A 24,496-nucleotide genomic window follows, 5' to 3' on the forward strand; every position below is an offset into this window, starting at 1 on the left:
CGGGGCGGTCCTTCTCCGGTGGGCGGCCGTCCCCGTCAGCGCAGGCGGCCGGCCCCCGCCAGCAGGGGCACCTTCACCGGCACCAGCACGGTGGGGTCCACCCGCGTGTGCAGGACCGGCGTCCACCCCACGTCGCCCGACAGGTCGGGGTCGTGGGTGGCGTTGTGCGCGGCGAGGAGGTCCACCGGCCTGATCCTGCCGCCGGCGCTCACCAGCGTGCCGGTCGCGTGCAGGGCGGTGCCGCCCCAGTTGTAGATGATCGTGCCGGGGTCCACCCCGTCGCCGAGGCGGAAGAAGTTGTTCTCGGCGTAGATCTTCGACTGCACGCCCGCGCCGAAACTGTAGACGTAGTCGCCGCCGGCCGGGATGTCGTAGAAGTTGTCGTACACGTGCACCTGGCCGAACCGCACGCGCGGCGCCCGCTGCAAGATGGTGTCGAACACGTTGTGGTGGACGGTCACGTTCAGCTTGCCGCTGTCGGTCGCCGGGTTGTTGGTCGAGCCGATCAGCATCGTCTTGTCGTGGTCGGCGAAGCGGTTCCACGAGACGGTGGCGAGGTCGGAGCCGCTGGTGATGTCGAGCTCGCCGTCGTGCACCTGGTACGGCCGTCCGAAGTACAGCGGCTGGGCGGAGTCGGGGTTGCCGCCGTCGTCGAAGCTGTTGTGGTCCACCCAGATGTGCGTGGAGCCGGTGACCGAGATGTTGTCGTACAGCGAGTTCCAGTTGCCCGTGTCGCCGTCGGTCGGGTCCCACTGCGGGAAGCAGTCGTGGGCGTCCTGGAACCTGATGTTCCTGATGATGACGTTGTCGGCCTTGTCGACGTGCAGGTTCAAGCCCCTGATCACCGCGTTGCCGATGCCCGCGATGGTGGTGTTGGAGCCGACCTTCGGCTTGATCCGGGCGGTCTGCCGCGCGGCCGAGGCGGCGCGCGCGTTCTCCAGCGGCCCGGACGGCTCGGCGTCGCGGCCCCACACCGCGGGGTCGTAGGCGGCCAGGTAGGCCGGCAGCGTGTAGCCGTCCACGGCGTAGTCGTCGCAGTCGAGCCGGGCGCCGGTGTCGTCGGTGTCGCCGTCGATGACGCCCCTGACATAGATGATCTTGGGGGTGGGGTCGGCGTCGCCGAGGGCGGCGATGAGTCCCTTACGGTCGCGGACGGTGTACACGTGGGCGGCGTCGGCGGCGGATCCGCCGGTGGTGCCGGTGGTCGCGGACGCCCAGCCGTCGCCGGCGGGCAGCGTGCGCCGGCCGAGGGGGACGTCGTGGCCGGTCGTGGTCGTGTTCGCCACCGAAGCCGAAGCCGAAGCCGAAGCCGAAACCGGGGCGGACGCGGCGGCTGAGGCCGAGGCCGGGGCCGTGGTCAGCGTCGCGGCGCACAGGGCCGCGGCCAGGACGGCCGCGGTCGTGGAAGGTGCTGGCAAGGGGATACCTCCTGGGTCAGGGAGGCTCCCGCTCCGGCTGAGCGGAGCCTCCAGGGGGTCCGGGCTTACGCGGACGCGCCGCCGCCGGGCGGGCGCCTCCCCGACGCGGTGCCGGTCGGGTCACCTGCCCTCGGTGATCTCCAGCCCGCGCTCGATCAGCTCGCCGAGCCGCTTGACGTGCTCGGGCGCGGGCTCGCACAGCGGGGCGCGCACAGGGCCGACGTCCAGGCCGCGCAGCCGCACGCCGGCCTTGACCAGCGACACCGCGTACCCGGCGCCCTGGCGGCGCAGCTCGACCAGCGGCCGGTAGAACTCGTCGATCAACCGGTCGGTCACCGCGTCGTCCCCGCTGAGCAGGGCCTTGTGGAAGGCCATGGCGACGCCGGGGACGAAGCAGAACACCGCCGAGGAGTAGCGCGTGACGCCGAGGCCGCGGTAGGCGAGCGCGGACATCTCGGCCGTGGGCAGGCCGTTGAAGTAGAGCAGCTCGGCCGAGGCGGACCGCGTCGCGCTGATGATGCGCTGGAGCAGGTCGAGGTCGCCGTGGCCGTCCTTGACGCCGATGATGCCGGGATGGCGGGCCAGTTCGACGACGGTCCGCGGTTCGAAGATCGCGTTGTCGCGCTGGTAGAGGATCACCGGCAGCCGGGTGCCGTCGGCGAGCGCCTGGTAGTGCCGCCGCAGGCCCTCCTGGTCGGCCTGCACCAGGTAGGGCGGCAGGGCGAGGAGCCCGTCCGCGCCCGCCTCCTCGGCCGCAGCGCAGAACCCGGCGGCCAGCGCCGTGGCGTAACCGGTGCCGGCGATCACGGGCACCCGCCCGGCCGTCTCCTCGACGGCGGCGGCGACGCACGCCGCGTAGTCCGCGAGGCTCAGCGAGGGGAACTCGCCCGTCCCGCAGCAGGCGAAGACCGCGCCGCATCCCGCGGCCACGCCTTCGCGGACGTGCTCGCGGAAGGCTTCGAGGTTGAGCCGCTCCCGGTCGTCGCAGGGGGTGACGGGAAAGAAGAGCGGCCCGTCGAGCCGATCCACCAGCGAAGTCATACGGTCCTCTCTCGCGTACACATGCCAGGACTGTATTCACGTATATGAACAAGGGGAACGTACGGCGACCACGCCCCGCCGGTCAAGGGAGCGGCGGGAACCTGTGCGGCCTGCGGCCGAAATGCTTTGGTTACCTGGCGAAGGGTTGACATCGCGCGTGCCGCCTTCCTACGTTGACGGCGCGTCCACAAGTGTGAACCTTGTTCAAGAATGTGTCACTCACGACGGCCGACCGAACGGAGCGCGAGGTGGCTTTCGCCAGGACAGCGGCGCCGAGGGGACGTCCCCGCGCCCTGCGCTGGGCCCCGTACCTGCTGATCTCCCCGACCGTCCTGCTGATCACGGTATTTCTCGTCTACCCGATCGGCAGCGTCCTGTACTACAGCCTCCAGCACTACAACCTGACCAAGCCCTGGGCCAACGGCTTCGCGGGTCTGTCCAACTTCCGGGAGATGCTGTTCGAGGACCCGCTGTTCTGGACGAGCCTGGGTTTCACCGCCAAATGGGTGATCGTGGAGATCGGGCTTCAGCTCCTGCTCGGGCTCGCGCTGGCGCTCATGGTGAATGAAAGTTTCATCGGCCGCGGCCTCGCCCGCTCGATGGTGTTCTCCCCGTGGGCGGTGTCGGGAGTGCTCACCACCGGCATCTGGATCCTGCTCTACAACCCGACGACCGGCGTCGTCCGCTACCTCGGCGCGCCGGAGGCCGCCGTCCTCGGCAACCCGGACACCGTCTTCGGCGCGGTGGTCATCACCGAGCTGTGGCGCGGCGTGCCGTTCTTCGCGATCCTGCTGCTCGCCGGTCTGCAGGGCATCCCCGGCGAGCTGTACGAGGCGGCGGCGGTCGACGGCGCGGGCCGGACGCGGCGGTTCCTGCACGTCACCCTGCCCCACCTGCGCGACGCCATCGTGCTGGCCACGCTGCTGCGCTCGGTGTGGGAGTTCAACAACGTCGACCTGCTCTACACGCTCACCGGCGGCGGACCGGCCCAGGTCACCACCACGCTGCCGCTGTACGTGGCCCAGCGCGCGATCGACTCCAAGGACTTCGGGTACGGCTCGGCGCTCACCACGGCCGGCTTCCTGATCCTGCTGTTCTGCTCGCTGCTGTACCTGCGGCTGAGCAGGTTCGGCGCGGACCACAAGGGATGAGGGACGCTTCCATGGCGACACAGACCATCGCGCGGCGCCCCGAGAAGGTCCGGGCCGAGCCGGCCCCCGGCCCGCGGCGGCGGAAGGACCCGGGCCGGGTGCTGCGGCTGTACGTCCCCCTGGGCCTGTATCTGCTCTTCACGCTGGTGCCGTTCTACTGGATGATCGTCTTCGCGCTCCGCCCCGCCGGCTCGACCGCGCCGGTGCCGTGGCCGATCACCTTCGAGCACTTCGAGACCGTCTGGAACGACATCGGCTACGCCGTCTTCTTCAGAAACAGCGTGATCGTGGGCGTGCTGTCGCTGTTCTTCACGACGGTGATCGCGCTCATGGGCGGGTACGCGCTGGCGCGCTTCCGCTTCCGCGGCCGGACGCTGTTCATGGTGGCCCTGCTGTGCACCCAGTTCATCCCCGGCGCCATGATGCTGATCCCGCTGTTCACGATCTTCCGCGGCCTCGGGCTGATCAACTCGCTGTGGAGCCTGGTGGTCGCGGACACGGTGTTCAACCTCCCGCTGTCGATCATCCTGATGAGCGGGTTCGTCACCGCGGTGCCCTTCCAGGTGGAGGAGGCGGCGATGGTGGACGGCTGCACGCGCGTCCGGGCCTTCTTCGCGGTCGTGCTGCCGCAGCTGCGTCCCGGCCTCATCGCGGTCGGCTCGTTCGCCTTCATCCACACCTGGAACAACTTCCTGTTCGCCCTGATGTTCATCAGCAAACAGGGCAACTTCACCATCCCCGTCGGCCTGAGCTACACGATCGGGGAGTACAGCGCCGACTTCGGGGCCCTGGCGGCGGGCGGCGTCGTGGCGGCCGTCCCTGTCGTCTGCGTCTTCGCAGTGATTCAGCGCTATCTCGTGCACGGCATCAGCGCCGGTGCCGTGAAGGGATAGCACCCCCCGCCTGGAGGACACCACACCATGAGAACCATCGCCAAGGTCTGCACGGCGGCCGTCGCCGTCCTCGCCCTGTCGGTCACCGTCTCGGCCTGCGGGTCGGACTCCGGTGGCGGCGGCGGGGCGTCGGACGGCAAGACGACGATCACCTTCTGGGACAACAACGGAGGCGTGCGAACCCCGGTCTACCAGGAGCTGATCAAGCGGTTCGAGCAGGCCAACCCCACCATCCACGTCGAGTACGTGGGCATCCCGATCGCCTCGGTGCAGCAGAAGTACGACACCGCGATCGCCGGCGGCGAGACCCCCGACGTGGGCGGCGTGACCACGAGCTATCTGGCGAACCTGACCGGCCAGCAGGCGCTCGAACCGGCCGACGACTGGCTGGCCAAGAGCGCGGCGAACGGCAGGCTGCTGGACAGCATGCTGGCCTCGGTCAAGCAGACCAACCCCGACGGCAAGCTGTACATGGTGCCGGCCACCTCCAACCTCGACGTCGTCTGGTACCAGAAGGACAAGCTGTCGGCCGCCGGGGTGGAGGCGCCCGAGACCTGGGACGAGTTCTTCGCCGCGGTGGACAAGCTCACCAAGACCCCCGACCAGTACGGCTGGACCATCCGCGGCGGCGCCGGGTCGATCTTCCAGCTCCTGGCCGAGGCGTACGCCTACTCCGGGGTCACCGAGTTCTTCGACGCCTCGGGCAAGAGCACCGTCAACGACCCCAAGAACGTCGAGCTGGTCACCAAGATCGCCGCGCTGTACAAGAAGAACACGCCCGAGGCGGACGTCACCAACGACTTCCCCAAGATGGTGGCGCAGTTCACCAGCGGCAAGGTCGCGATGATGCACCACAACCTCGGCTCCTACAACGACCACGTGAAGGCGTTCGGCGCCGGCGAGGTCGACGCCTTCCCGATGCCGGTCGGGGCCTCCGGCAAGCGCACCATCGTGGCCAACCCGGTCGACGGCTTCGCGGTGTTCAAGAACAGCGAGCACAAGGACGCGGCCTGGAAGTTCGTCGACTTCCTGGTGTCCAAGGAGAGCAACAGCTACTGGAACCAGCGGACCGGCCAGATCCCGGCGAACAAGGACGCCCAGTCCGACGCCTGGCTGGACGAGCGGCCGTACCTGAAGAACGCCGTGAAGGTGCTCGGCGACCCGGCCACCACGGTGGTCTCGCCGCCGTACTACCTGCCGCAGTTCTCCTCCATCACCAAGGCCGACACCGAGCCGCTGTTCCAGAAGGTCCTCCTCGGCCGGATGAAGCCGCAGGAGTTCCTCGACACCATGGCCCAGAAGCTCACCGAGGCCCAGGCGGAGTGGAAGCAGTCCCACTCCTGACCCGGCCGGGCACGACCCCGGGGCCGGCGCCTGTGACCTGACCGCGGGCGCCGGTCCCGGCTCCGCCCGGAGCGAGCCGGGCGGACGGATTCGAGCGAAGGAGAGGTCATGGCCGTCATCGAGCGCGTCAACGTCACGGTGTTCGTGACCGTCGCCAGGTCGGTGGTCGACGGGCACGGTCACCGGCATCCCGGGCCGCCGCGGGAGGTCAAGGAGGCGCTGCTGGAGATCACCGACAGCGACGGCGTCAAGGGGTACTGCCTCGGCCGGCCCGAGACGCTGCGCGAGAGCATGATCCAGACGCACGTGCGCCCGGTGCTGACCGGCCAGGACGGCCTGGACCGCGAACGGCTGTGGCACGCGCTCGCGCGCCGCCAGCGCGGCGCCCACGGCCACCTCACCGACCGCCTGCTCAGCACCGTGGACCAGGCGCTCTGGGACCTGGCGGGCCGCAAGCTGGGGCTGCCCGTCTGGAGGCTCCTGGGCGGCGCCCGGTCCACGATCCCCGCGTACGCCAGCACCATGTGCGGCGACGACATCCCCGGGGGGCTCGCCACGCTGGACGACTACGCGGGCTTCGCCAAGGAACTGGTGGCGCGCGGCTACCGCGGCATCAAGCTGCACACCTGGATGCCGCCGATGCGGCACGGCGTCGACCTGGACATCAAGGCGTGTGCGGCCGTGCGGGACGCGGTCGGGCCCGACGTCGCCCTGATGCTCGACAGCAACCACTGGTACAGCCGCACCGAGGCCCTCAGGCTCGGCCGTGCGCTGGACGAGCTGGACTTCGCCTGGTACGAGGAGCCGATGGAGGAGGCGTCGGTGCAGTCCTACCGCTGGCTGGCCGACCAGCTCGCGACCCCGATCCTCGGGCCGGAGACCTCCTGGGGCAAGCACATGGCGCGGGCCGAGTGGGTGGCGGCGGGGGCGTGCGACATCCTGCGCGTCGGCGTCGTCGGCTCCGGCGGCGTCATCCCGGCGCTGAAGGCCGTGCACACCGCGGAGTCGTTCGGGATGGGCTGCGAGATCCACGGCAACGGGTCGGGGGCGCTCGCGGTCATCGGGGCGACGCTGTGCGGTGAGTGGTACGAACGCGGCCTGCTGCACCCGCACTCGGATTACGACACCCCGCCGCCGCATCTCCGGTCGATCATCGATCCAATGGACGATTCAGGAAATGTCACCCTTCCGACCCGTCCGGGACTGGGTGACGATCTTGACGTGGACTACATCGCCGCCCATACGGTTGCCACATGGTGAAGAACGTTCTCGTTACCGGCGCCGCCGGCAGCATCGGCGCCTGCCTGACCGCGGGCCTGCCCGGATACGGACACACGTTGCGGCTGCTCGACCGGGCCCCGATCGAGCATGAGCGCTTCGAGGCGATCTGCGGCGACATCCTGGACCCGGCGGTGCTGGAAAGGGCCATGAAAGGGGTGTCCGCGGTCGTCCACCTGGCCGGCGTCCCCTCGACGGGCGCGACCTTCGAGGAACTGCTCGCGGCCAACATCGAGGGCACCTACCGCGTCATCGAGGCCGCCCGTCAGGCGGGCGTCGAGCGGTTCGTGTACGCGAGCAGCAACCACGCCGCCGGCTTCACCCCACGCCAGGAGGTGGTGGCCGCCGACACCCCGGTGGCGCCCGACTCGCACTACGGGGTGTCGAAGGCCTACGGCGAGGCCCTGGGCCGCTACTACTCCGACAGGTACGGCATGCGCGTGGCGTGCCTGCGCATCGGCACGTTCGAGCAGCGGCCGCCCGGCCCGCGCGCCCTGTCCACCTGGCTCAGCCCGGGGGACATGGTGCGGCTCGCCCACGCCTGCCTGACGGCGCCGGACCTCACATACGCCCTGGTCTGGGGCGTGTCGGCCAACACGCGCAACTGGTGGGACCTGTCGGCCGGGCGGGCGCTCGGCTACGAGCCGGAGGACGACGCCGAGGCCTTCGTGGCCGGCATGCCCGAGCTCGACCCGGCCGATCCCGAGTACGCCTGGATCGGCGGTCGCGTCGTCGAGTCGTGACCGGGTGACAATGGAGGTAACGTGCGGCAGGGAGGGCGCAGATGACGGAGCAGGGAACCGCGGTGCCGCAAGAGGGGGCCGCGGCGCCGCACGTCAAATCCGCCGTGCGCACCGTCGAGCTGCTCGACTTCTTCGCCCAGTATCCCGGCCTGCACAGCCTGTCCGACCTGCAGGGCAAGCTCGGGTACCCCAAGAGCAGCCTGCACGCCCTGCTGCGCACGCTGGTGGGGCTGGGGTGGATCGAGACCGACGTCACCGGCACCCTCTACCGCATCGGCATGCGGGCGCTGCTGGTCGGCGCCACCTACATCGACGGTGACCCGGTGGTCCAGATCGCGCGCGAGGCGCTCGACTGGCTCGCCGAGATCACGGGCGAGACCGTCCACCTCGCGCGGCTCGACCACTTCGACGTGGTGTACCTCGCGACGCGGGCCTCCCGCCACTACCTGCGGCCCTTCACCCGGGTCGGCCGGCGCCTGCCGGCCAGCACGACCTCGCTCGGCAAGGCCATCCTCGCCACGCGCGACGACGCGGAGGTGGCGCGCATGCTGCCGGCCGAGCTGCCCAGGCTCACCAAGAACACCGTCGTCGACCAGGCCCAGCTCATGGCCGACCTGCGGCGCATCCGCAAGCGGGGCTACTCCATCGACCGCGAGGAGAACACCGAGGGCCTGCGCTGCTTCGGGGTCGCGCTCGACATCGCCTATCCGCCGCGCGACGCGGTGAGCGTCTCGGTCCCGGTGCCCCGTCTGACGGCGGGCCGCGACCGCGAGATCGCCGCCTGCCTGCTGGAGGCGCGCGACCGCATCGAGGTGGCCGCCCGCGGCGTGCGCCGCACGTACTGAGCCCCCCTGCGGGTTCCCGTTACGTCGCCTCCCCGGCGGCTTGACCTCGCATGCCCAAGAGTTGTTTCATATAGCGATATGGCATTTTATGTAACGGAATAGGAGGGCGATGGTGGAGGTACGGTACGCGACGGCGCCGGACCAGGTGCCGGGCATGTCCACCGACCGGCTCAGGAGCCGCTTCCTCGCGGAGGACCTCTTCGTCCCCGGCGAGATCCGCCTGGTGTACTCCCACGAGGACCGCATCGTCATCGGGGGAGCGGCGCCGACCGGCGGCGCGCCGCTGGAGCTTCCCTGCCCTGACCAGCTCCGCGCCGAGTACTTCCTGGAGCGCCGCGAGCTCGGCGTCGTCAACCTCGGGGAGCCCGGCGCGGTCACCGTCGACGGCGAGGAGTACCCGCTGGCGAACAAGGAATGCCTGTACGTGGGCATGGGCTCGCGCGCGGTGTCGTTCAGCGGCGGCGCCTTCTACCTGGTGTCCACCCCCGCGCACGCCGGGCGCCCGACCGCCAGGGCCGGCCTCGCGGACGCCGAACCGGTGCGGCTCGGCTCCCAGGAGGGCTCCAACGACCGCACGATCTACAAGTACATCCACGCCAAGGGCATCCAGAGCTGCCAGCTCGTCCTCGGCGTCACCGTGCTCGAACCCGGCAGCATGTGGAACACCATGCCCTGCCACACCCACGAGCGGCGCACCGAGGTCTACCTGTACTTCGACGTGCCGGAGGACGCCCGGGTCGTCCACCTCATGGGCAGGCCGGACGAGACGCGCAACCTGATCGTCGCCGACCGCCAGGCCGTCATCTCGCCGCCCTGGTCGGTGCACTGCGGGTTCGGCACCCGCAACTACGCCTTCGTCTGGGCGATGGGCGGGGAGAACCAGGCGTACGACGACATGGAACAGGTCGCGATCGGCGAGATGCGGTGATGTTCTCCCTCGAAGGCAGGACGGCGCTGGTCACGGGCACCCGCGCCGGCATCGGCCGGGCGATCGCGGCCGGCCTCGCCAGGGCGGGCGCCGACGTCGTCCTGCACGGCCACCGCGACGACCTCGACGAGGTGGAGGCCGAGGTACGCGAGGCCGGCCGGGAGTCCTGGCGGTGGATCCTCGACCTGTCCGACCTCGCCCGGCTGCCCGAGGCCGCCGAGGAACTGCTCGCCCGGCACCGCGTCGACATCCTGGTCAACAACGCCGGCGTCATCCGCAGGGCTCCGGCCGCCGAGCACGACCACGCCGACTGGCGGGCCGTCCTCGACGTCAACCTCGACGCGGTCTTCCTGCTCAGCAAGGCCGTCGGCGGCCCCATGCTCGACCGCGGCCAGGGGAAGATCATCATGATCGCGTCGATGCTGTCGTACCAGGGCGGCATCAACGTGGCCGCGTACACCGCCGCCAAGCACGGCGTCGCCGGCCTCACCCGCTCGCTGGCCTGCGAGTGGGCCGCCCACGGCGTGCAGGTCAACGCGATCGCGCCCGGGTACATCGCCACCGGCAACACCCAGGCGCTGCGCGCCGACCCTGAGCGCGAGCCCGCCATCAGGGCCCGCATCCCGGCCGGCCGCTGGGGCACCCCCGACGACCTCGCCGGCGCGGCGGTCTTCCTCGCCTCGTCCGCGTCCGACTACGTCAACGGCCACATCCTCGCCGTCGATGGCGGCTGGCTGGCCCGCTGACCCGCCAGCCGGCCCGCCGGCCCCACCGTCCGGTCAGCCCGCCCCACCGCCCGGCTCGCCCGGAACCCATCCCTTGACGCCCCCCGGTGCCCCGCCACACCGCCTCCGTCGCCATGCGAAGCGTGCCGCCTCGTCGCTATTAGTAGGCTCAGGACGTGGTCAGGGAAGGCAGCTCCATCGACAAGGCGCTGGCGGTGCTAGAGGCGATCGCCGAGCACCACCGCGTCACCGACATCGCCGCGGCGACCGGCGTCTCCAAGTCGACCGTTCACCGCATCCTGCAGTCGCTCGTCGACTGGGGCTTCGCCCGCGCCGACGGCGCCGGCGGCTACGAGCCGGGGCCGCGCATCCTCACTCTGGCCGGCAGGGTCATGACCAGGTTCGACCCGTCGCGGCAGGCGTCGGCGGCGCTGCGGGCCCTGCACGAGCGCACCGGCTACACCACCCACTTCGCCATCCGCAGCGGCGACGAGGCGGTCTACGTGGACAAACTTGAGGGCCGCAGGCCCTACCAGATGCCCTCCCGGGTCGGCATGAGCCTGCGCCTGCACACCACGGCCATCGGCAAGGCCATCCTCGCCGAGCTCGGCGACGACGAGGTCCGGGCCATCGCGGCACGCACCGGCCTGGTCCGGCTCACCCCCGCCACTCTGACCGGCGTGGACGAACTGCTCGCCCACCTTTCCAAGATCCGCGCCCTGGGCTACGCCGTGGACGACGAAGAGAACGAGCCGGGCATCCGCTGCGTCGGCGCGGCCGTCTTCGACCACACCGGCCAGGTGCTGGGCGGCATCTCCATCTCCACCCTCGCCATGGACATGGGACGCACCGCCCTGGAGGAGTTCGCCCCCGTCGTCACCGCCGCCGCCCACGACGTCTCCCAAGCCCTGGGCGCCCCCACCACCACCCCCACCCGCTGACCCGCCCACCTGTTACGGCGGGCGGGGTCGTCGTTCCGCTGACCAGGTCAGGTTTCGTGGGGGCGGGTGAGGAGTTCGTCGATCTCTTCGGGGGTGGGGACGCGGCCGGTGCCGCCCTGGCCTTCGAGGGTGATGGCGGCGGCGGCCGTCCCCGCTCGTACGGCGTCGCGCAGGGACGCGTCCGCGGCGAGCCGGGCGGCCACGGTGCCGGCGAACGCGTCCCCGGCCCCGGTCTGGTCCACGACCGTCCGAGCGGGGATCGCCGGGATGGTCTCGAACGGCTCGCCGTCCCAGCCCGTGGAGCCCTCCCGGTCCTTTCGGTGGTCGCGGTCGGTTCTGGTGCCCAGTAGGACGCCGTTCGCTCCTTGGGTGACGGCCACCGCGCGGGCGCCGAGGTTCAGGCAGGCGCGTACGGTCTCGGCCGGGTCGGCGGTGCCGAGGAGAGGGAGGCCGTCGCCGGGGGAGGACGGGGTGACCAGCGCGGCGAGCGGGGCGATGTCCGCGAGCATCGCGGCGGCCCGCTCGGGCGTGGTGAGCCGGGAGCGGAAGTTGGGGTCGTAGACGACCTTGCCCCCGGCATCGCGCACGACCTCGGCGGCGTGGCGTACGGCGTGCGCGCACGAGGCGGACAGGGCGGCGGTGACGCCGCTGACGAGCAGGACGGCGGTCTCGGCCAGCGGCGCGTCCGCGACGTCGGAGGGGCCCATCCTGGAGGCGGCGCTGCACCCCCGCAGGTACGCGAATGCCCGCTCGCCGTCCGGGTCGGCGCCCACGGCGTAGGCGCCCGTGGACCCGGGGCCCCGCAGCATCCAGCGGGTGTCCACGCCGTGCGCCGCCGCGAACCGGATCAGCCGCTCCCCGAACTCGTCCTCGCCCACCCGCGTCACCAGGGCGACGTGCGCGCCCGCGGCCGCCGCGGCGACGGCGGCGTTGAGCGCGTCGCCGGAGAAGGACAGGCGGAAGGCCTCGGCCTCGGTCAGGGGAGCGGACGCCGAGAACTCGACCAGCGGCTCGCCGATCACTATCACGTCCACGACGTCTTGCTCCTTCTTGGTTCATGTAACGGAATTTGATTTTATGTGATGCAACACATGGAACCGGAGGACATCATGCCGAACATCACTGTGGAACTGCTCTCGGGGCGCACCATGGATCAGCGCCGCGAGTTCGTGGCGGCGGTGACCGATGCCGCCGTGGGCATCCTCAAGGCGCGCCCGGAGTCCGTGCGCATCGTGTTCACCGAGATCGAGAAGTCCGACGTCGCCAACGGCGGCATCCTGGAGTCGGACAAATAGCAACAAGCGCTACAAGCTTATGAACACCGGGGAGGGACCGTCCCCTCCCCGGTGTTCTCACTCACTCCCCGGCCTCGCGGCTCAGGGGCGTCCGAGCACCGCAGGAGCGGAGCGAGCGCCCTGGTCGCCGTCGTCGTTCAGGGAGTCGACCAGTTCGTCGCGGTCCGGGGTGTTCTCCGGGCGCAGCAGCCCGATGACGATGTACAGGATCAGGGACGTCACCAGCGGTGCGGCCACGACGAGCGTCTGGTCCGTCGAGGCGATCACCCACTTGATCGCCGCCCACACCCCCAGCCCCGCCGCCCAGGAGACGATGGCCGCCGTGGGGCCGCTGCGCTTGAACCAGGGGAGCAGGCCCAGCATCAGCGGGATCGAGATCGGCCCCATCGTGGCGGCCACCACGTCCACGACGATCTTCAGCACCACGCCCTGTCCCTGAGTGGTGATCGCGATGGTCATGCTGACGGCCACGAAGACGAAGGTGGTCACGCGGGCCAGCCGCAGCGCGCCCGCCGCCGACAGGTTCCGCAGCCGCCGGACGAACACCGGCAGGATGTCGCGGGTGATCACCGCCGAGATCACGTTGGCGTCGGAGGAGACCATCGCCATCGTGTGGGAGAAGAACCCGGCCAGCACCAGGCCGATGAGGCCCGTGGGCAGCAGCTCCTGCGCGAGCCGCACGTAGGACTGGTCGGAGTTCGTCAAACCCGGCACGATCAGCGGGGCGGCGAACATCGGGATGAACAGCACCAGCGGCCAGAGCAGCCACAGGGCGCTGGACAGCAGCGCGGCGCGCCTGGCCTGCGTGCCCGACGGGGCGCCCATGTAGCGCTGCGCGAGGTTCCACATGCCGCCGTTGTACTCGAAGGTCTTGATCAGCAGGAACGCGAAGAAGTAGGTCGTGGTGTAGGGCCCGGTCAGCGGGTCCCCGTGCCCTTCGGGCAGGTCGCCCCACATGGTCCACAGCGCCGAGACGCCGCCGAGGTGCCCGAGGACCGCGACGAACATCACGACGCCGGCCACCGCCTGGATGACGAACTGCCCGAAGTCGGTGAGCACGTCGGCCCACAGCCCGCCGACCGTCACGTAGATCACGGTGACCGCGCCGGTGATGGCGATGCCGTACTGGATGGGGATGCCGGCGAAGCCCTTCAGCAGCACCGAGATGGCGACCCACTTGGCGGCGATGTCCACGACCTTCAGCAGCGCGCCGCTGTAGGCCATCACCTGCTGGGTGGGCAGGTTGTACCGCTTGGTGAGGTACTCCAGCGGCGAGACGACGCCGTGCCGGGCCCTGAGCCGGTTCCACCGGGCGGCGAACACGAAGGCGCCGATGCCCACGCCGATGCCGATGGTCATCGCCCACCAGACGTACACGGTGAGCCCGTAGTCGTAGGCGACGGCCGCGAACGCCACGAACATGACCGCGCTGTAACCCGACATGTGGTGAGAGATCCCCGACAGCCACCAGGGGATCTTCCCGCCGGCCGTGAAGTAGTCGATGACGGTCCTGATGCGGTTCTTCGACCAAACACCGATGACGATCATCACGACGAAGTAGGCGCCCAGCACGGACCAGTCGAGTGCGGACATCACTTCTCCTTCCAACGTCCCGTTGGATGGAGGTTCCATTACATGAAACATGATGTCAATACATAGAACGCAATCCCATTGAGTGGTCGCGTTGAGCCCGCGTCCGCCTCGCCCGCGAAGCCCTGCCCCCGCCGCGTCTTCTGATTTCCCTGGTGCGTTCTACGCCCCCGTGCCCGGTGCCGTCCTGTCTGGGGCGACCGGTGTGGACCGTGACGATCGCGGCGATCCCGGCGCGCCTCCCGTCGGCTCCGGCGCATCATGCGTACCCTCGGTACCATGGCCACCCGTACGTCGAAAAGCACCCCGAAGGGGTCGGCGAAGCGGTCCACGTCATCGCGCCCGTCCTCCGCCAAGCGGCCCACCGGCGCGCGGTCCGCGGGCGCGCGCGCGGGCGGCCGCCGGCCCGCCCGCCGCCCGGCGGCCCAGCAGCCCGACCCGATCGGCTGGGTCTTCCTGGCCATCGGCAAGCTGTTCGTCGGCGTGTGGCTGCTGTTCGCCAACGGCATCGGCACCGCCGCGCGGGCCTTCGGTCAGCAGGCGCGCGAGCTCGACCCCGCCCACCGCCGCGACGGCCTCGGCCTGGCCGTGCTCGGCGGGGCGATCATCCTGGCGGCCATGACCTGGCGCACCACCAAGGGCACGGTCGCCGCCGTGGTGGACGCGGTGCTGCGCGGGTCGTTCGGCTCCCTGGCCTGGTCGGTGCCCATCCTGCTCGCGCTGGTCGCCTGGCGCCTGCTGCGGCATCCCGACCAGAACGCCGACACCGGACGCATGATCATCGGCTGGACGGCCCTGCTGGCCGGCCTGCTCGGCATCATCCACGTCGCGCACGCCACGCCGTACCCGTCCGGTCCCGCCGCGACCGACGGCATGGACAAGGTGTCGGCGGCGGGCGGCATGGTCGGGTTCATCGTCTCCGCGCCGCCGTCCAGCATCCTGCCGGCGTTCATCACGATCCCGCTGTTGTTGCTGCTGTCCGGTTTCGGCGTCCTGGTGATCACCGCGACTCCGGTGCACCGCGTGCCCGAGCGGCTGGCCGAGATCCAGCACATGCTCTTCCAGAAGGGCGAGACCCCGTCCGAGGGCAAGCCCGGCAAGTCCGGCGAGCGCGCCGCTCGCGCCCCCCGCAAGACCCGCGGGCGCGCCGGCAAGGGCGGCGACGCCGACGCCGACGTGGGCGAGCACGTCAAGCCCTACGACACCCCCGTCATCGCCGACACGCCCCGCAGGGCCTCCGACCACTCGCCCGAGATCGTCCCCGGCCTGGTGGACGAGGAGCCGCCCGAGCCGCCGCGAGCCCCCGAGCCGCCCCAGCCCACCCCGGCCCCGCGCAAGGTCGAGCAGCTCGTCCTGTCGCCGCAGGCCGGCCCGTACTCCCTGCCCGACCTGCAGGTGCTGCGGCCGGGCACTCCGCCCAAGCCGCAGACCAAGGCCAACACCACCGTGGTGAACGCCCTCACCAGCGTGCTGGAGCAGTTCGCCATCGACGCCCAGGTGATCGGCTTCACCCGCGGCCCGACGGTCACCCGGTACGAGATCGAGCTGGGCCCGGCGGTCAAGGTCGAGAAGGTCACCGCGCTCACCAAGAACATCGCCTACGCGGTGAAGTCGGCGGACGTACGCATCCTGTCGCCGATCCCCGGCAAGTCGGCCATCGGCGTCGAGATCCCCAACACCGACAAAGACCTGGTCAGCCTCGGCGACGTGCTGCGCTCCCAGGTGGCGCAGGCCGACCACCACCCGATGATCGTGGGGCTGGGCAAGGACGTCGAGGGTCGCACCATCGTCGCCAACCTGGCCAAGATGCCCCACCTGCTCATCGCCGGCGCCACCGGCGCGGGCAAGTCGGTCTGCGTCAACGGGCTGATCTCGTCGATCCTCATGCGCGCCACGCCCGACGAGGTCCGCATGGTGCTCGTCGACCCCAAGCGGGTCGAGCTGAACACCTACGAGGGCATCCCCCACCTGATCACGCCGATCATCACCAACCCCAAGAAGGCCGCCGAGGCCCTCGAATGGGTCGTCGGCGAGATGGACCGCCGCTACGACGACCTGGCCGCCAGCGGCTTCCGGCACGTCGACGAGTTCAACAAGGCCGTGCGCGCCGGCAAGCTCGTGCCCCCGCCCGGCAGCGAGCGCGTCTACCAGCCCTACCCCTACCTGCTGGTGATCATCGACGAGCTCGCCGACCTGATGATGGTCGCCCCGCGCGACGTCGAGGACTCCATCGTCCGCATCACCCAGCTCGCCCGCGCCGCGGGCATCCACCTGGTCATCGCCACCCAGCGCCCGTCGGTCGACGTGGTCACCGGCCTGATCAAGGCCAACGTGCCCTCCCGGCTGGCGTTCGCCACCTCCTCGCTCGCCGACTCGCGGGTCATCCTCGACCAGCCCGGCGCGGAGAAGCTCGTCGGGCAGGGCGACGCGCTGTTCCTGCCGATGGGCGCGAGCAAGCCCATGCGCCTGCAGAACGCGTTCCTCTCCGAGAAGGAGATCAACGAGATCGTCGGCCACTGCAAGGCGCAGATGCAGGTCGAGTACCGCGACGACGTGGCCGCCGTGGCGACCGCCAAGCGCGAGATCGACGAGGAGATCGGCGACGACCTCGACCTTCTCGTCCAGGCCGCCGAGCTGATCGTCACCACCCAGTTCGGCTCCACCTCCATGCTCCAGCGGAAGCTCCGCGTGGGCTTCGCCAAGGCCGGACGCCTGATGGACCTGCTGGAGAGCAGGAACGTCGTCGGTCCCAGCGAGGGTTCCAAGGCCCGCGAGGTGATGGTGAAACCCGACGAACTGCCCGGCCTGCTCGCCGACTTGCGGGGAGAGTGACCCCTCCGCTACCGATCCCCTCGGTTACTGGTTGAATGTGAATGACTACGCATCGTCGGATTACGGGCGCGTAGCGTAGGTGCACGGCGAGGGGGACGTATGAGCATTGGAGTGACGCTGGCCGCGGCACGGAACGCGGCGGGGATGACGGTCGCTCAGCTGAGCGGCCGCACGCGGATAAGGGAGACGGTCATCTACGCCATCGAGCGAGACGACTTCTCGCTCTGCGGGGGCGACTTCTACGCCAGGGGTCACGTTCGCAACATCGCCAAGACGCTCGGGCTCGATCCCGACGCCGTGGTGCACCAATTCGACGAAGAGCACGGCGGCGTCCCCCTCCCCGTGCGGGCCGCGGCCGTCTTCCAGGCCGAGAGCCCGATCAAGCTGCGCGAGCGCCGCAGCCCCAACTGGTCCACGGCTATGGCCATCGCGCTGGCGATCGTCGCCGTCTTCGGGGTGGCGCGCGTGATGAGCCGGCCCGGCGAGACCGTCGCCACCGGCGCCGACCTCAAGCCGGCGACGGCGGTGCCCAAGCCCAGCGCCACGGTGACACCGTCCACCCACCCGAAGGCCAAACCGGCCGCCGCCGACCTGGTGACGCTGCGGGTGAAGGCCAACAAGACGTCCTGGCTGGAGGTCAGCGACAACAAGGGCAAGGCGATGTTCCGCGGCACCATGCGGGCGGGCGACGCCTCGACGTGGAAGGCCCGCAAGCAGTTGAAGGTCACCATCGGCAACGCCGGCGGCGTCGACCTGGAGGTCAACGGCAAGCACATCGGCGTTCCCGGCAAGCCCGGCCAGCTCGTGCGCAAGTCTTTCGGCCCAGAGGCGGCCGGTTCGCGGTGAGCCGCGAAGCCCTGTGACGGCGCGCCCCGGGGACGATGCCCGGGGCGCGGTTCACCCGGGCCCGGCGTGGAAGTACGGGGGGAGTGCGTCACGCGGTGGCCAACTCCCGATACCGTAGAGCCCATCATGTCTTCCCGCCGAACCGCATCGCTGATCACACTGGGTTGCGCGCGCAACGAGGTCGACTCCGAGGAGCTCGCCGCGCGCATGGAGGCTGCCGGGTGGCGGCTCGACGATGGCGATCCCGACGTCGTCATCGTCAACACCTGCGGCTTCATCGAGTCGGCGAAGAAGGACTCCATCGACACGCTGCTCGCGGCGGCCGACTCCGGCGCCAAGGTGGTCGCCGCGGGGTGCATGGCCGAGCGATACGGCAAAGAGCTGGCCCAGGCGCTGCCCGAGGCCTCCGCCGTCATCTCCTTCGACGACTACACCGACATCGGGGCGCGGCTGGACGACGTCCTGGCCGGCCGGCCGCTGGTACCGCACAGCCCGCGCGACCGGCGCACGCTGCTGCCCATCAGCCCGGTGGAGCGGTCCGCGGGCGCGGCGCACGGCCACATCCCCGGCCACGGCGAGCTGCCCGAGGGCCTGGCGCCCGCGAGCGGCCCGCGGACGCTGCGCAGGCGCCTGTCCGGCGGCCCGGTGGCCTCGCTCAAGCTCGCCTCCGGGTGCGACCGGCGGTGCACGTTCTGCGCCATCCCCGCCTTCCGCGGCGCGTACGTCTCGCGGCGGCCCGAGGAGGTCCTCGCCGAGGCCGCCTGGCTCGCGGGCCAGGGCGTCAAAGAGCTCGTGCTCGTCAGCGAGAACTCCACCTCCTACGGTAAGGACCTCGGCGACCTGCGCGCCCTGGAGGGTCTTCTGCCGCGGCTGGCCGCCACCGACGGCATCGAGCGGGTCCGGGTCAGCTATCTGCAGCCGGCCGAGCTGCGCCCCGGCCTCATCGAGGTGATCGCCGGCACCGAGGGCGTCGCCCCGTACTTCGACCTGTCCTTCCAGCACGCCAGCGGGCCGGTGCTGCGCCGGATGCGCCGGTTCGGCGACCCGCGCCGCTTCCTCGACCTTCTCGCGGCCATCCGCGAGCGCGCCCCGGAAGCCGGGGTGCGGTCCAACTTCATCGTCGGCTTCCCGGGCGAGACCGAGGCCGAGTTCGGCGAGCTGGCCGGCTTCCTGGAGGAGGCCCGGCTGGACGTCATCGGCGTCTTCGGCTACTCCGACGAGGACGGCACCGAGGCCGCCAAACTGGGCGGCAAGCTCGACCAGGACACCATCGACGAGCGGGTGGCCGTGCTCACCGAGCTGGCCGAGGAGCTCACCACCCAGCGCGCCGAAGACCGCATCGGCACCGACATCGAGATGCTCGTCGAGGAAGACCTCGGCGACGGCGGCTACGAGGGCCGCGCCGCCCACCAGGGTCCCGAGGTGGACGGCTCGGTGACCGTTCAGGGCATCGGCCTTGAACCCGGGCAGATCGTGCGGGCGACCGTCGTCGACGCCGAGGGGGTCGACCTGATCGCCCGCATCAAGGCCGGGCCATGATGAACACGCCGGAGACCGGGACCGAGCCGATGACCACGCCGGTGGCCCGCGGGGTCAGCCCGTGGAACATCGCCAACGTGCTCACCGTCCTCCGGCTGGTGGTCGTCCCCTTCTTCGTGGCCTGCCTGCTCTTCGACGGGCCCGGCTGGCGCTGGACGGCCTTGGTCGTGTTCCTGCTGGCCTCGCTGACCGACCAGCTCGACGGCTGGCTGGCCCGGCGCTACGGGTTGATCACCGACTTCGGCAAGATCGCCGACCCGATCGCCGACAAGGCGCTCATCGGGGCGGCGCTGGTCACGCTGTCGGCCGCGGGCGAGCTGCCCTGGTGGGTGACCGTCGCGATCCTCGGCAGGGAGGTCGGCGTCACGGCCCTGCGGGTGGCGGTGATCCGCCACGGCGTCATCCCGGCCAGCTACGGCGGCAAGGTCAAGACCGTGCTGCAGATCGCGGCGATCGCCCTGTACATCCTGCCCGGCGTGCCACAGCCGCTGAGGTGGGTGCTGATCGGCCTCGCGCTGGCGGTGACGCTGGTGACCGGGGTCGACTACGTCATCCGGGCGCTGCGGCTGCGCAAGGTCGCCGAGAAGGCGCGCGGCGGGTGAGCGCGGGGCTCGCCGCCGACGTGCTGGCCCTCCTGGTGCGCCGGGGGGCCACGGTCGCCGTGGCGGAGTCCCTGACGGCCGGGCTGATCGGCGCGGCGCTCACCGTGCCGAGCGGGGCGTCCGCCGCGTTCCGCGGCGGGGTGATCGTGTACGCGACCGATCTCAAGGCCCGCCTGCTCGGCGTCCCAGAAGATCTGCTCGACCGCGTGGGCGCGGTCCATCCGGACGTGGCGGCGGCCATGGCGGCCGGGGTGCGGCGGGTCACCGGGTCGTCGTTCGGGCTCGCGGTGACCGGCGTGGCCGGTCCCGACGAGCAGGACGGCCGGCCCGTCGGCACCGTCCACATCGCCGTGGCCGGGGCGGACGGCGACATATGGCACCGTGATGTCCTCTTGCGAGGTTCAAGGGAAGACATCCGCAAAAGTACTGTGACGGAGGGTTTGGATCTCCTGAGAGGTGTGCTGGAGGCTCTTGTGGGGGAACAATCAGGATGATTACCGCGTTACGTCACCAGCGAACATGCTCCCCACGGTCTGCCGTCCCGTTGGCCTATGCAGGTACGGTGGAGCTGTGAGCGAGGTTCGTGACCCATCGGTGAGGAGCAGGTCCGGCGTACGCCCGGCAAAGGGGCCGAGCGAACCAACGATGACGGCGAGGAGTATGTACGAAGGGCACCCGAAGAACGGGCGATACGAACCGACCGCGCGGAGCGTAGTGAAGACGCCTGCGCCGGGGAGGGAGCGACAGATGATCCTGCTGCGTCAGCTGCTCGGTGACGTGCTGCGGCGGCTGCGGGTGCGGCAGGCGCGCACCCTGCGTGAGGTCTCCACGCTGGCACGTGTCTCCCTTGGCTACTTGTCCGAGGTAGAGCGTGGTCAGAAGGAGGCGTCGTCGGAGCTGCTCGCCTCGATTTGCGGCGCCCTGGGCGTTCCGCTTTCGCAGGTGCTCCGTGAAGTGTCCGACCAGTTCGCGCTGGCCGAGCTTCAACACGCGCCCGTGCTGGCCGATGCGCCCGAGCACGAGCGTCTGCCCATGGCCGAGACCGTGTCCAGCACGATCTCTGGTCCCGAGTTCGATGGTTTTCCCGAAGTCAAGGACATGGTCGCCGCGTAGGTCGCGGTTGCCGCGTTCGTCCTTCACGATCGGACCGTCCCGCGTCGTCACGCGTGATGGCCTGTGTTCGTCGCTGTCCGGTGACCGTGCCCGTCAACGGGGTTGGCACCAGGGACAGTAGAAGACCGCTCTTTCGTATGGCCGCGCCCCGAGCTCGCCGCCGATCACTCTGTTGCCGCAGCGAAGACAGGGCCGCCCGGCCCGGCCGTACGCCCAGAGCCGCCGTCCGGGGCGCCTGTCGCCGGTGGTGACCGGACCGCCCGTTTCGTTCTTTCCCGCGTCCATCAGCCGGTGGGCCAGCCCCATCATTCCCGTCAGGTCGGCCACCTCTCCGACCGGCCGGAACGGCGAGACCCCCGACAGGAACAGCGTCTCGGCCCGCCAGATGGTGCCGATGCCCGCCACGTTGCGCTGGTCGAGCAGCGCCTCCCCGATCGTCGTCTCCGGCCGCGCCGCGATGTTGCGCGCCGCTCGCGCCGCCATCTCCTGGTCCCAGCCGGGGTCGAGGAGGTCGGGGCCGAGGTGCCCGACGACCTGGTCCTCCTGGTCGGTGCGCAGCAGGTCGACCATGCCGAGCCGGATGCCGACCGCCTGCCAGCGTTCGTTGGCGAGGATCAGCCTGATCAGGTGTCCCGCGCGCAGCGGCGCCCCGGCGCGCTCGACCCGCCAGCTGCCGTCCATGCGCAGGTGGGTGTGGACGGTGAGGCCGCCCGCCACCCTGGTCAGCAGGTGCTTGCCCCGGGAGGCGGTGGTGAGCACCGCGCGGCCGGACAGATCGGCCGTGGCGTGCCGGGGGACCCGGAAGTCCGAACGGGTCAGCACCCGCCCGTCGAGCGCGGCGCGCAGCCTGGCCGCGGTGCGGTAGACGGCGTCCCCCTCGGGCATCGCGCCGTCAGTCCCAGGCGGCGGGGTCGGCGACCAGCTCCATCACGCGCTCGGGCAGGGTGTCGGAGGCGATCTGGTCGAGGGTGACCTCCTCCAGGATGGCGCGCTCGCTGGCGCGCAGCGCGATCCACACCTGCTGGAGCGAGCGGGCCGCTCCCCGGTAACCGACGTGCTCGGGCCGCTCGCCGCGGACGTTGGCCAGCGGGCCGTCCACGGCGCGGATCACGTCGGCCAGGGTGATCTCGGCCGCCGGCCGGGCGAGGACGTACCCCCCTTCGGGGCCGCGCTGGCCGCGGACCAGCCCGGCCCGGCGCATCTGGAGCAGAATGTTCTCCAGGTATTTCGGGGGCATTTCCTGTTCCTTGGCCAGTTCGCCCACCGTGGTGGGGCCGCTGCCGGCGGCGGCCAGCTCGGCGGCGGCGCGAAGGGCGTAGTCGACACGGGCGGAGAGACGCATGTTGTCGATTATCCCGCCTGCTAAACCCCGGTTACGCGCAACCGGACCACTATCGGCCGATGATCTGAGAACCCGACCCCCGGCGCGCGGGCCGCGGTCACCGTCAGGCCCGGGCTCACCAGCACGTGGTCGATGCGTTCCACCGGGGCGTCGGCGGGGGAGGTGAGCGGGTTTCCGAGCGCCGTGAGCGGGTCCGACAGGCCCGCCGCCTCAAGGACGCGCATCGCGGGATCGCCCGGCCTGGTGTTCAGATCGCCCGCCAGCAGCACCGGCCGGCCCCTGGCCAGATCCCGGGCGATGGCGGCCACCTCGGGCGCCTGGCCGGGCGGCGCCTGCAGGTGGGTGCCGATGACGCCTACCTCCTTGCCCGCCACCTCGACGACGGCCGCCTGCGCCTGGGCACCGGTGGGGTAGTCGTGCCTGCCCAGCGGGTGGGAGGTGACCCACCGGACCGGCAGGTTCGTGATGATCGCGTCGCCCCACAGCGGGTCGGCCGCGGGCGCGAAGTGATAGCGCATGCCGAGCCCCTGGGCGACGCGCGCCAGGTCGTCGTGGCCGCCGTTGAGCAGCCACCCCCGGTCCACCTCGCTGAGCAGGACGACGTCGGGCCGCTCGCCGCGCGCCCAGGCGGCCACCCGGTCCAGGTCCAGGGTGCCCTTCAGCCCGAACCCCATGCGGATGTTGTAGGCGATCAGCGTGAACTCGTCCGTGGTGGCCGGCCGTACCTGCGGCAGGGGCCGCCAGGTGAGCGCGGCCACCACGGCCGCCGTGACCAGCGCCGCGACCGCGGGCAACCGGGGTCTCGGGCGGCCGGTGTGCTGGACGGCGCGACCGCGCACGGCCGCGCCCGCGACCGCGGCGACCGCCGCGGCGAGCAGCACGGGGATGACCCCGTTGGGGAAGCCGAGATCGGCGTCGTAACCGGCGTAGTAGAGGAAGACGGCGACCAGGAACACCAGCATCCCGCCCAGCAGCGCGATCCCGCCCCGCCGGGCGGGCGCGGGCGGCCGGGGCAGGCCGGCCAGTCCCAGGCACCCGCCGAGCGCGACCGCGGTGAGCAGGGCGAACGGCAGGGCCGAGGAGACGGCCAGCGACACCGCGCCGGCCGGCAGCAGCGCGATGACGACCCAGCGCCGGTAGGGGGGACGCGCGGCGTAGGAGGCCATCATGAACTGGCCGCAGACCAGCGCGGCCGCGACGACGGCGATCCGCCACGGGCCCGCCTGCTCCCCGCCCGGGTGCTCGGCCAGCCCGATCGTCGCCAGGTACATGCCGTGCAGCGCCACCGCAGGACCGAACGCGAACCACACCCCCGCCGGGGCGGGGTCGCCGGCCGGCGGCTGCCGCCGCATGAGCCACAGGAAGGCCGCTCCCAGCGCGATGACGGCGAGCCAGGGCAGGACGCCGTCCCGCCAGACGAGGTCGACCTGCCCGAGGGCGAGGTGGGCGATGGCCGAGGCGGCGAGCCCGGCGGCCAGGCCGGCCGGGACGGCCCTGCGGGGCGCGGTGAGCGCGCACCCGTACAGGAGGACCAGGCCGCACGAGACGCCGGCGCTGGACAGATAGAGCTGGGGGGTTCCGCCGTCGGTCGCCTGGAGCGCCAGCCGGGCCGCCACGAGCGCGACGGCGCCGCCGAGCGCGACCGGCCGCGCCCCCCATCGGCGGGCGACGGGCGCCGCGGCGAACGGGATCACGAACCACAGCGCCGCGTACAGTCCCATCCGCTCGGGAGGGGTGTCGCCCGCCCGGCCGAACAGGGTGATCAGCGACGGCAGGAAGACCCTGAGCAGGTCGGCGAACAGCACGACGCCGAGGGCCAGGGCGATCACCGTTCTGTGGTGCGCGGTGAGCGGGCGGAGCGGGATCCGGGAGGCGGGGGAGGTGTCGGTGGTGGCGGCGCCCATGAATGCTCCTCAGAAAGACATGAGTGATCCTCGGGTCAATGCCGCCGCGAACGCAAGGGGGAGCGGCACCGCACAGCGGAGGGCGGTGCCGGAGTGACACCGGAGGCGCGGCGGCCTTTCACGCGG

Annotated in this window: 23 protein-coding genes; 16 read left to right on the forward strand and 7 right to left on the reverse strand. The window is 71.2% G+C overall.

The window, feature by feature from the left end; translation table 11 throughout:
* Positions 1–35 precede the first annotated feature (35 nt).
* Together ACZ6QO_RS03940 and ACZ6QO_RS03945 are read right to left on the reverse strand one after the other, a co-directional pair.
* Entirely contained in the window at positions 36–1,418 is a 1,383-nt protein-coding gene (locus ACZ6QO_RS03940; protein ID WP_465847414.1) for a pectate lyase family protein, read from the reverse strand.
* 120 nt (positions 1,419–1,538) lie between these two features.
* Positions 1,539–2,459 (reverse strand): 5-dehydro-4-deoxyglucarate dehydratase, encoded by a 921-nt coding sequence (locus ACZ6QO_RS03945; protein ID WP_465847416.1) that lies wholly within the window; start codon positions 2,457–2,459, stop codon positions 1,539–1,541.
* 248 nt (positions 2,460–2,707) lie between these two features.
* Between ACZ6QO_RS03945 and ACZ6QO_RS03950 the strand changes: the two genes are divergently transcribed.
* The 9 genes from ACZ6QO_RS03950 to ACZ6QO_RS03990 all read left to right on the forward strand — a co-directional run bounded on the left by ACZ6QO_RS03950 (position 2,708) and on the right by ACZ6QO_RS03990 (position 11,307).
* Positions 2,708–3,610: a carbohydrate ABC transporter permease gene (locus ACZ6QO_RS03950; protein ID WP_465847418.1), complete on the forward strand. Its 903-nt coding sequence runs from the start codon at positions 2,708–2,710 to the stop codon at positions 3,608–3,610.
* An 11-nt stretch (positions 3,611–3,621) separates the two neighbouring features.
* Positions 3,622–4,503, forward strand: coding sequence for a carbohydrate ABC transporter permease (locus ACZ6QO_RS03955; RefSeq protein ID WP_465847419.1), 882 nt, complete (start codon positions 3,622–3,624; stop codon positions 4,501–4,503).
* 27 nt (positions 4,504–4,530) lie between these two features.
* Positions 4,531–5,847: an ABC transporter substrate-binding protein gene (locus ACZ6QO_RS03960; protein ID WP_465847420.1), complete on the forward strand. Its 1,317-nt coding sequence runs from the start codon at positions 4,531–4,533 to the stop codon at positions 5,845–5,847.
* A gap of 108 nt (positions 5,848–5,955) precedes the next feature.
* Positions 5,956–7,107, forward strand: a complete 1,152-nt coding sequence (locus tag ACZ6QO_RS03965) for an enolase C-terminal domain-like protein (RefSeq protein ID WP_465847422.1) — start codon at positions 5,956–5,958, stop codon at positions 7,105–7,107.
* On the forward strand, positions 7,101–7,868 hold the full coding sequence (locus tag ACZ6QO_RS03970) for an NAD-dependent epimerase/dehydratase family protein (protein WP_465847423.1): 768 nt from the start codon (positions 7,101–7,103) through the stop codon (positions 7,866–7,868). Before ACZ6QO_RS03965 ends, ACZ6QO_RS03970 begins: the two co-directional genes overlap by 7 nt.
* Positions 7,869–7,909: 41 nt before the next feature.
* A complete protein-coding gene (locus tag ACZ6QO_RS03975; RefSeq protein ID WP_465847425.1) occupies positions 7,910–8,713 on the forward strand; it encodes an IclR family transcriptional regulator in 804 nt (267 codons plus the stop codon).
* A gap of 109 nt (positions 8,714–8,822) precedes the next feature.
* On the forward strand, positions 8,823–9,641 hold the full coding sequence (gene kduI / locus ACZ6QO_RS03980) for a 5-dehydro-4-deoxy-D-glucuronate isomerase (RefSeq protein WP_465847427.1): 819 nt from the start codon (positions 8,823–8,825) through the stop codon (positions 9,639–9,641).
* Positions 9,641–10,387 carry a 2-dehydro-3-deoxy-D-gluconate 5-dehydrogenase KduD gene (gene kduD, locus ACZ6QO_RS03985; RefSeq protein ID WP_465847429.1) on the forward strand — a complete coding sequence of 249 codons (747 nt, stop codon included), beginning with the start codon at positions 9,641–9,643 and terminating at the stop codon, positions 10,385–10,387. Before kduI ends, kduD begins: the two co-directional genes overlap by 1 nt.
* A 155-nt stretch (positions 10,388–10,542) precedes the next feature.
* Positions 10,543–11,307, forward strand: coding sequence for an IclR family transcriptional regulator (locus ACZ6QO_RS03990; RefSeq protein ID WP_465847431.1), 765 nt, complete (start codon positions 10,543–10,545; stop codon positions 11,305–11,307).
* A 47-nt stretch (positions 11,308–11,354) separates the two neighbouring features.
* Here the strand turns inward: ACZ6QO_RS03990 and ACZ6QO_RS03995 are convergent, their stop codons facing one another.
* On the reverse strand, positions 11,355–12,341 hold the full coding sequence (locus tag ACZ6QO_RS03995) for a sugar kinase (RefSeq protein ID WP_465847433.1): 987 nt from the start codon (positions 12,339–12,341) through the stop codon (positions 11,355–11,357).
* A 57-nt stretch (positions 12,342–12,398) separates the two neighbouring features.
* Here ACZ6QO_RS03995 and ACZ6QO_RS04000 point away from each other — a divergent pair, with 57 nt between their 5' ends.
* Positions 12,399–12,602 carry a tautomerase family protein gene (locus ACZ6QO_RS04000; protein ID WP_465847434.1) on the forward strand — a complete coding sequence of 68 codons (204 nt, stop codon included), beginning with the start codon at positions 12,399–12,401 and terminating at the stop codon, positions 12,600–12,602.
* 81 nt (positions 12,603–12,683) lie between these two features.
* Here ACZ6QO_RS04000 and ACZ6QO_RS04005 read toward each other — a convergent pair whose 3' ends face one another.
* Positions 12,684–14,195, reverse strand: a complete 1,512-nt coding sequence (locus ACZ6QO_RS04005; RefSeq protein ID WP_465847436.1) for a sodium:solute symporter family protein — start codon at positions 14,193–14,195, stop codon at positions 12,684–12,686.
* A gap of 276 nt (positions 14,196–14,471) precedes the next feature.
* Between ACZ6QO_RS04005 and ACZ6QO_RS04010 the strand changes: the two genes are divergently transcribed.
* From ACZ6QO_RS04010 to ACZ6QO_RS04035, 6 genes are all read left to right on the forward strand, one after another.
* The gene (locus ACZ6QO_RS04010; protein ID WP_465847437.1) at positions 14,472–17,024 is read left to right on the forward strand and encodes an FtsK/SpoIIIE family DNA translocase; all 2,553 of its coding nucleotides are present in this window, start codon (positions 14,472–14,474) and stop codon (positions 17,022–17,024) included.
* Between the two features lie 99 nt (positions 17,025–17,123).
* A complete protein-coding gene (locus tag ACZ6QO_RS04015) occupies positions 17,124–17,870 on the forward strand; it encodes a helix-turn-helix domain-containing protein (RefSeq protein ID WP_465847439.1) in 747 nt (248 codons plus the stop codon).
* A 126-nt stretch (positions 17,871–17,996) separates the two neighbouring features.
* Positions 17,997–19,409, forward strand: a complete 1,413-nt coding sequence (gene rimO / locus ACZ6QO_RS04020) for a 30S ribosomal protein S12 methylthiotransferase RimO (protein WP_465847441.1) — start codon at positions 17,997–17,999, stop codon at positions 19,407–19,409.
* A complete protein-coding gene (gene pgsA / locus ACZ6QO_RS04025) occupies positions 19,406–20,011 on the forward strand; it encodes a CDP-diacylglycerol--glycerol-3-phosphate 3-phosphatidyltransferase (RefSeq protein ID WP_465847443.1) in 606 nt (201 codons plus the stop codon). The genes rimO and pgsA overlap by 4 nt, the downstream gene beginning before the upstream one ends.
* Positions 20,008–20,505, forward strand: a complete 498-nt coding sequence (locus ACZ6QO_RS04030) for a CinA family protein (RefSeq protein WP_465847444.1) — start codon at positions 20,008–20,010, stop codon at positions 20,503–20,505. The genes pgsA and ACZ6QO_RS04030 overlap by 4 nt, the downstream gene beginning before the upstream one ends.
* Before the next feature lie 253 nt (positions 20,506–20,758).
* Entirely contained in the window at positions 20,759–21,124 is a 366-nt protein-coding gene (locus ACZ6QO_RS04035; RefSeq protein ID WP_465847446.1) for a helix-turn-helix domain-containing protein, read from the forward strand.
* A gap of 93 nt (positions 21,125–21,217) precedes the next feature.
* Here ACZ6QO_RS04035 and ACZ6QO_RS04040 read toward each other — a convergent pair whose 3' ends face one another.
* The 3 genes from ACZ6QO_RS04040 to ACZ6QO_RS04050 are packed head-to-tail and all read right to left on the reverse strand — an operon-like array spanning position 21,218 to position 24,370.
* Positions 21,218–22,009 carry a DNA-formamidopyrimidine glycosylase family protein gene (locus ACZ6QO_RS04040; protein WP_465847448.1) on the reverse strand — a complete coding sequence of 264 codons (792 nt, stop codon included), beginning with the start codon at positions 22,007–22,009 and terminating at the stop codon, positions 21,218–21,220.
* A gap of 7 nt (positions 22,010–22,016) precedes the next feature.
* Positions 22,017–22,466 carry an RrF2 family transcriptional regulator gene (locus ACZ6QO_RS04045; RefSeq protein WP_465847450.1) on the reverse strand — a complete coding sequence of 150 codons (450 nt, stop codon included), beginning with the start codon at positions 22,464–22,466 and terminating at the stop codon, positions 22,017–22,019.
* A gap of 20 nt (positions 22,467–22,486) precedes the next feature.
* Positions 22,487–24,370 (reverse strand): endonuclease/exonuclease/phosphatase family protein, encoded by a 1,884-nt coding sequence (locus ACZ6QO_RS04050; protein WP_465847452.1) that lies wholly within the window; start codon positions 24,368–24,370, stop codon positions 22,487–22,489.
* Positions 24,371–24,496: the final 126 nt, after the last annotated feature.

The sequence above is a fragment of the Sphaerisporangium sp. NPDC049457 genome (genome assembly GCF_055586705.1).

Coding starts and splice junctions, on each gene's coding strand:
- ACZ6QO_RS03945 (WP_465847416.1), bottom strand. CDS start 2,459: ATGACTTCGCTGGTGGATCGGCTCGACGGGCCGCTCTTCTTTCCCGTC.
- ACZ6QO_RS03955 (WP_465847419.1), top strand. CDS start 3,622: ATGGCGACACAGACCATCGCGCGGCGCCCCGAGAAGGTCCGGGCCGAG.
- ACZ6QO_RS03960 (WP_465847420.1), top strand. CDS start 4,531: ATGAGAACCATCGCCAAGGTCTGCACGGCGGCCGTCGCCGTCCTCGCC.
- ACZ6QO_RS03965 (WP_465847422.1), top strand. CDS start 5,956: ATGGCCGTCATCGAGCGCGTCAACGTCACGGTGTTCGTGACCGTCGCC.
- ACZ6QO_RS03970 (WP_465847423.1), top strand. CDS start 7,101: ATGGTGAAGAACGTTCTCGTTACCGGCGCCGCCGGCAGCATCGGCGCC.
- ACZ6QO_RS03975 (WP_465847425.1), top strand. CDS start 7,910: ATGACGGAGCAGGGAACCGCGGTGCCGCAAGAGGGGGCCGCGGCGCCG.
- kduI (WP_465847427.1), top strand. CDS start 8,823: ATGGTGGAGGTACGGTACGCGACGGCGCCGGACCAGGTGCCGGGCATG.
- kduD (WP_465847429.1), top strand. CDS start 9,641: ATGTTCTCCCTCGAAGGCAGGACGGCGCTGGTCACGGGCACCCGCGCC.
- ACZ6QO_RS04000 (WP_465847434.1), top strand. CDS start 12,399: ATGGAACCGGAGGACATCATGCCGAACATCACTGTGGAACTGCTCTCG.
- ACZ6QO_RS04005 (WP_465847436.1), bottom strand. CDS start 14,195: ATGTCCGCACTCGACTGGTCCGTGCTGGGCGCCTACTTCGTCGTGATG.
- ACZ6QO_RS04010 (WP_465847437.1), top strand. CDS start 14,472: ATGGCCACCCGTACGTCGAAAAGCACCCCGAAGGGGTCGGCGAAGCGG.
- ACZ6QO_RS04015 (WP_465847439.1), top strand. CDS start 17,124: ATGAGCATTGGAGTGACGCTGGCCGCGGCACGGAACGCGGCGGGGATG.
- rimO (WP_465847441.1), top strand. CDS start 17,997: ATGTCTTCCCGCCGAACCGCATCGCTGATCACACTGGGTTGCGCGCGC.
- pgsA (WP_465847443.1), top strand. CDS start 19,406: ATGATGAACACGCCGGAGACCGGGACCGAGCCGATGACCACGCCGGTG.
- ACZ6QO_RS04035 (WP_465847446.1), top strand. CDS start 20,759: ATGATCCTGCTGCGTCAGCTGCTCGGTGACGTGCTGCGGCGGCTGCGG.
- ACZ6QO_RS04040 (WP_465847448.1), bottom strand. CDS start 22,009: ATGCCCGAGGGGGACGCCGTCTACCGCACCGCGGCCAGGCTGCGCGCC.
- ACZ6QO_RS04045 (WP_465847450.1), bottom strand. CDS start 22,466: ATGCGTCTCTCCGCCCGTGTCGACTACGCCCTTCGCGCCGCCGCCGAG.
- ACZ6QO_RS04050 (WP_465847452.1), bottom strand. CDS start 24,370: ATGGGCGCCGCCACCACCGACACCTCCCCCGCCTCCCGGATCCCGCTC.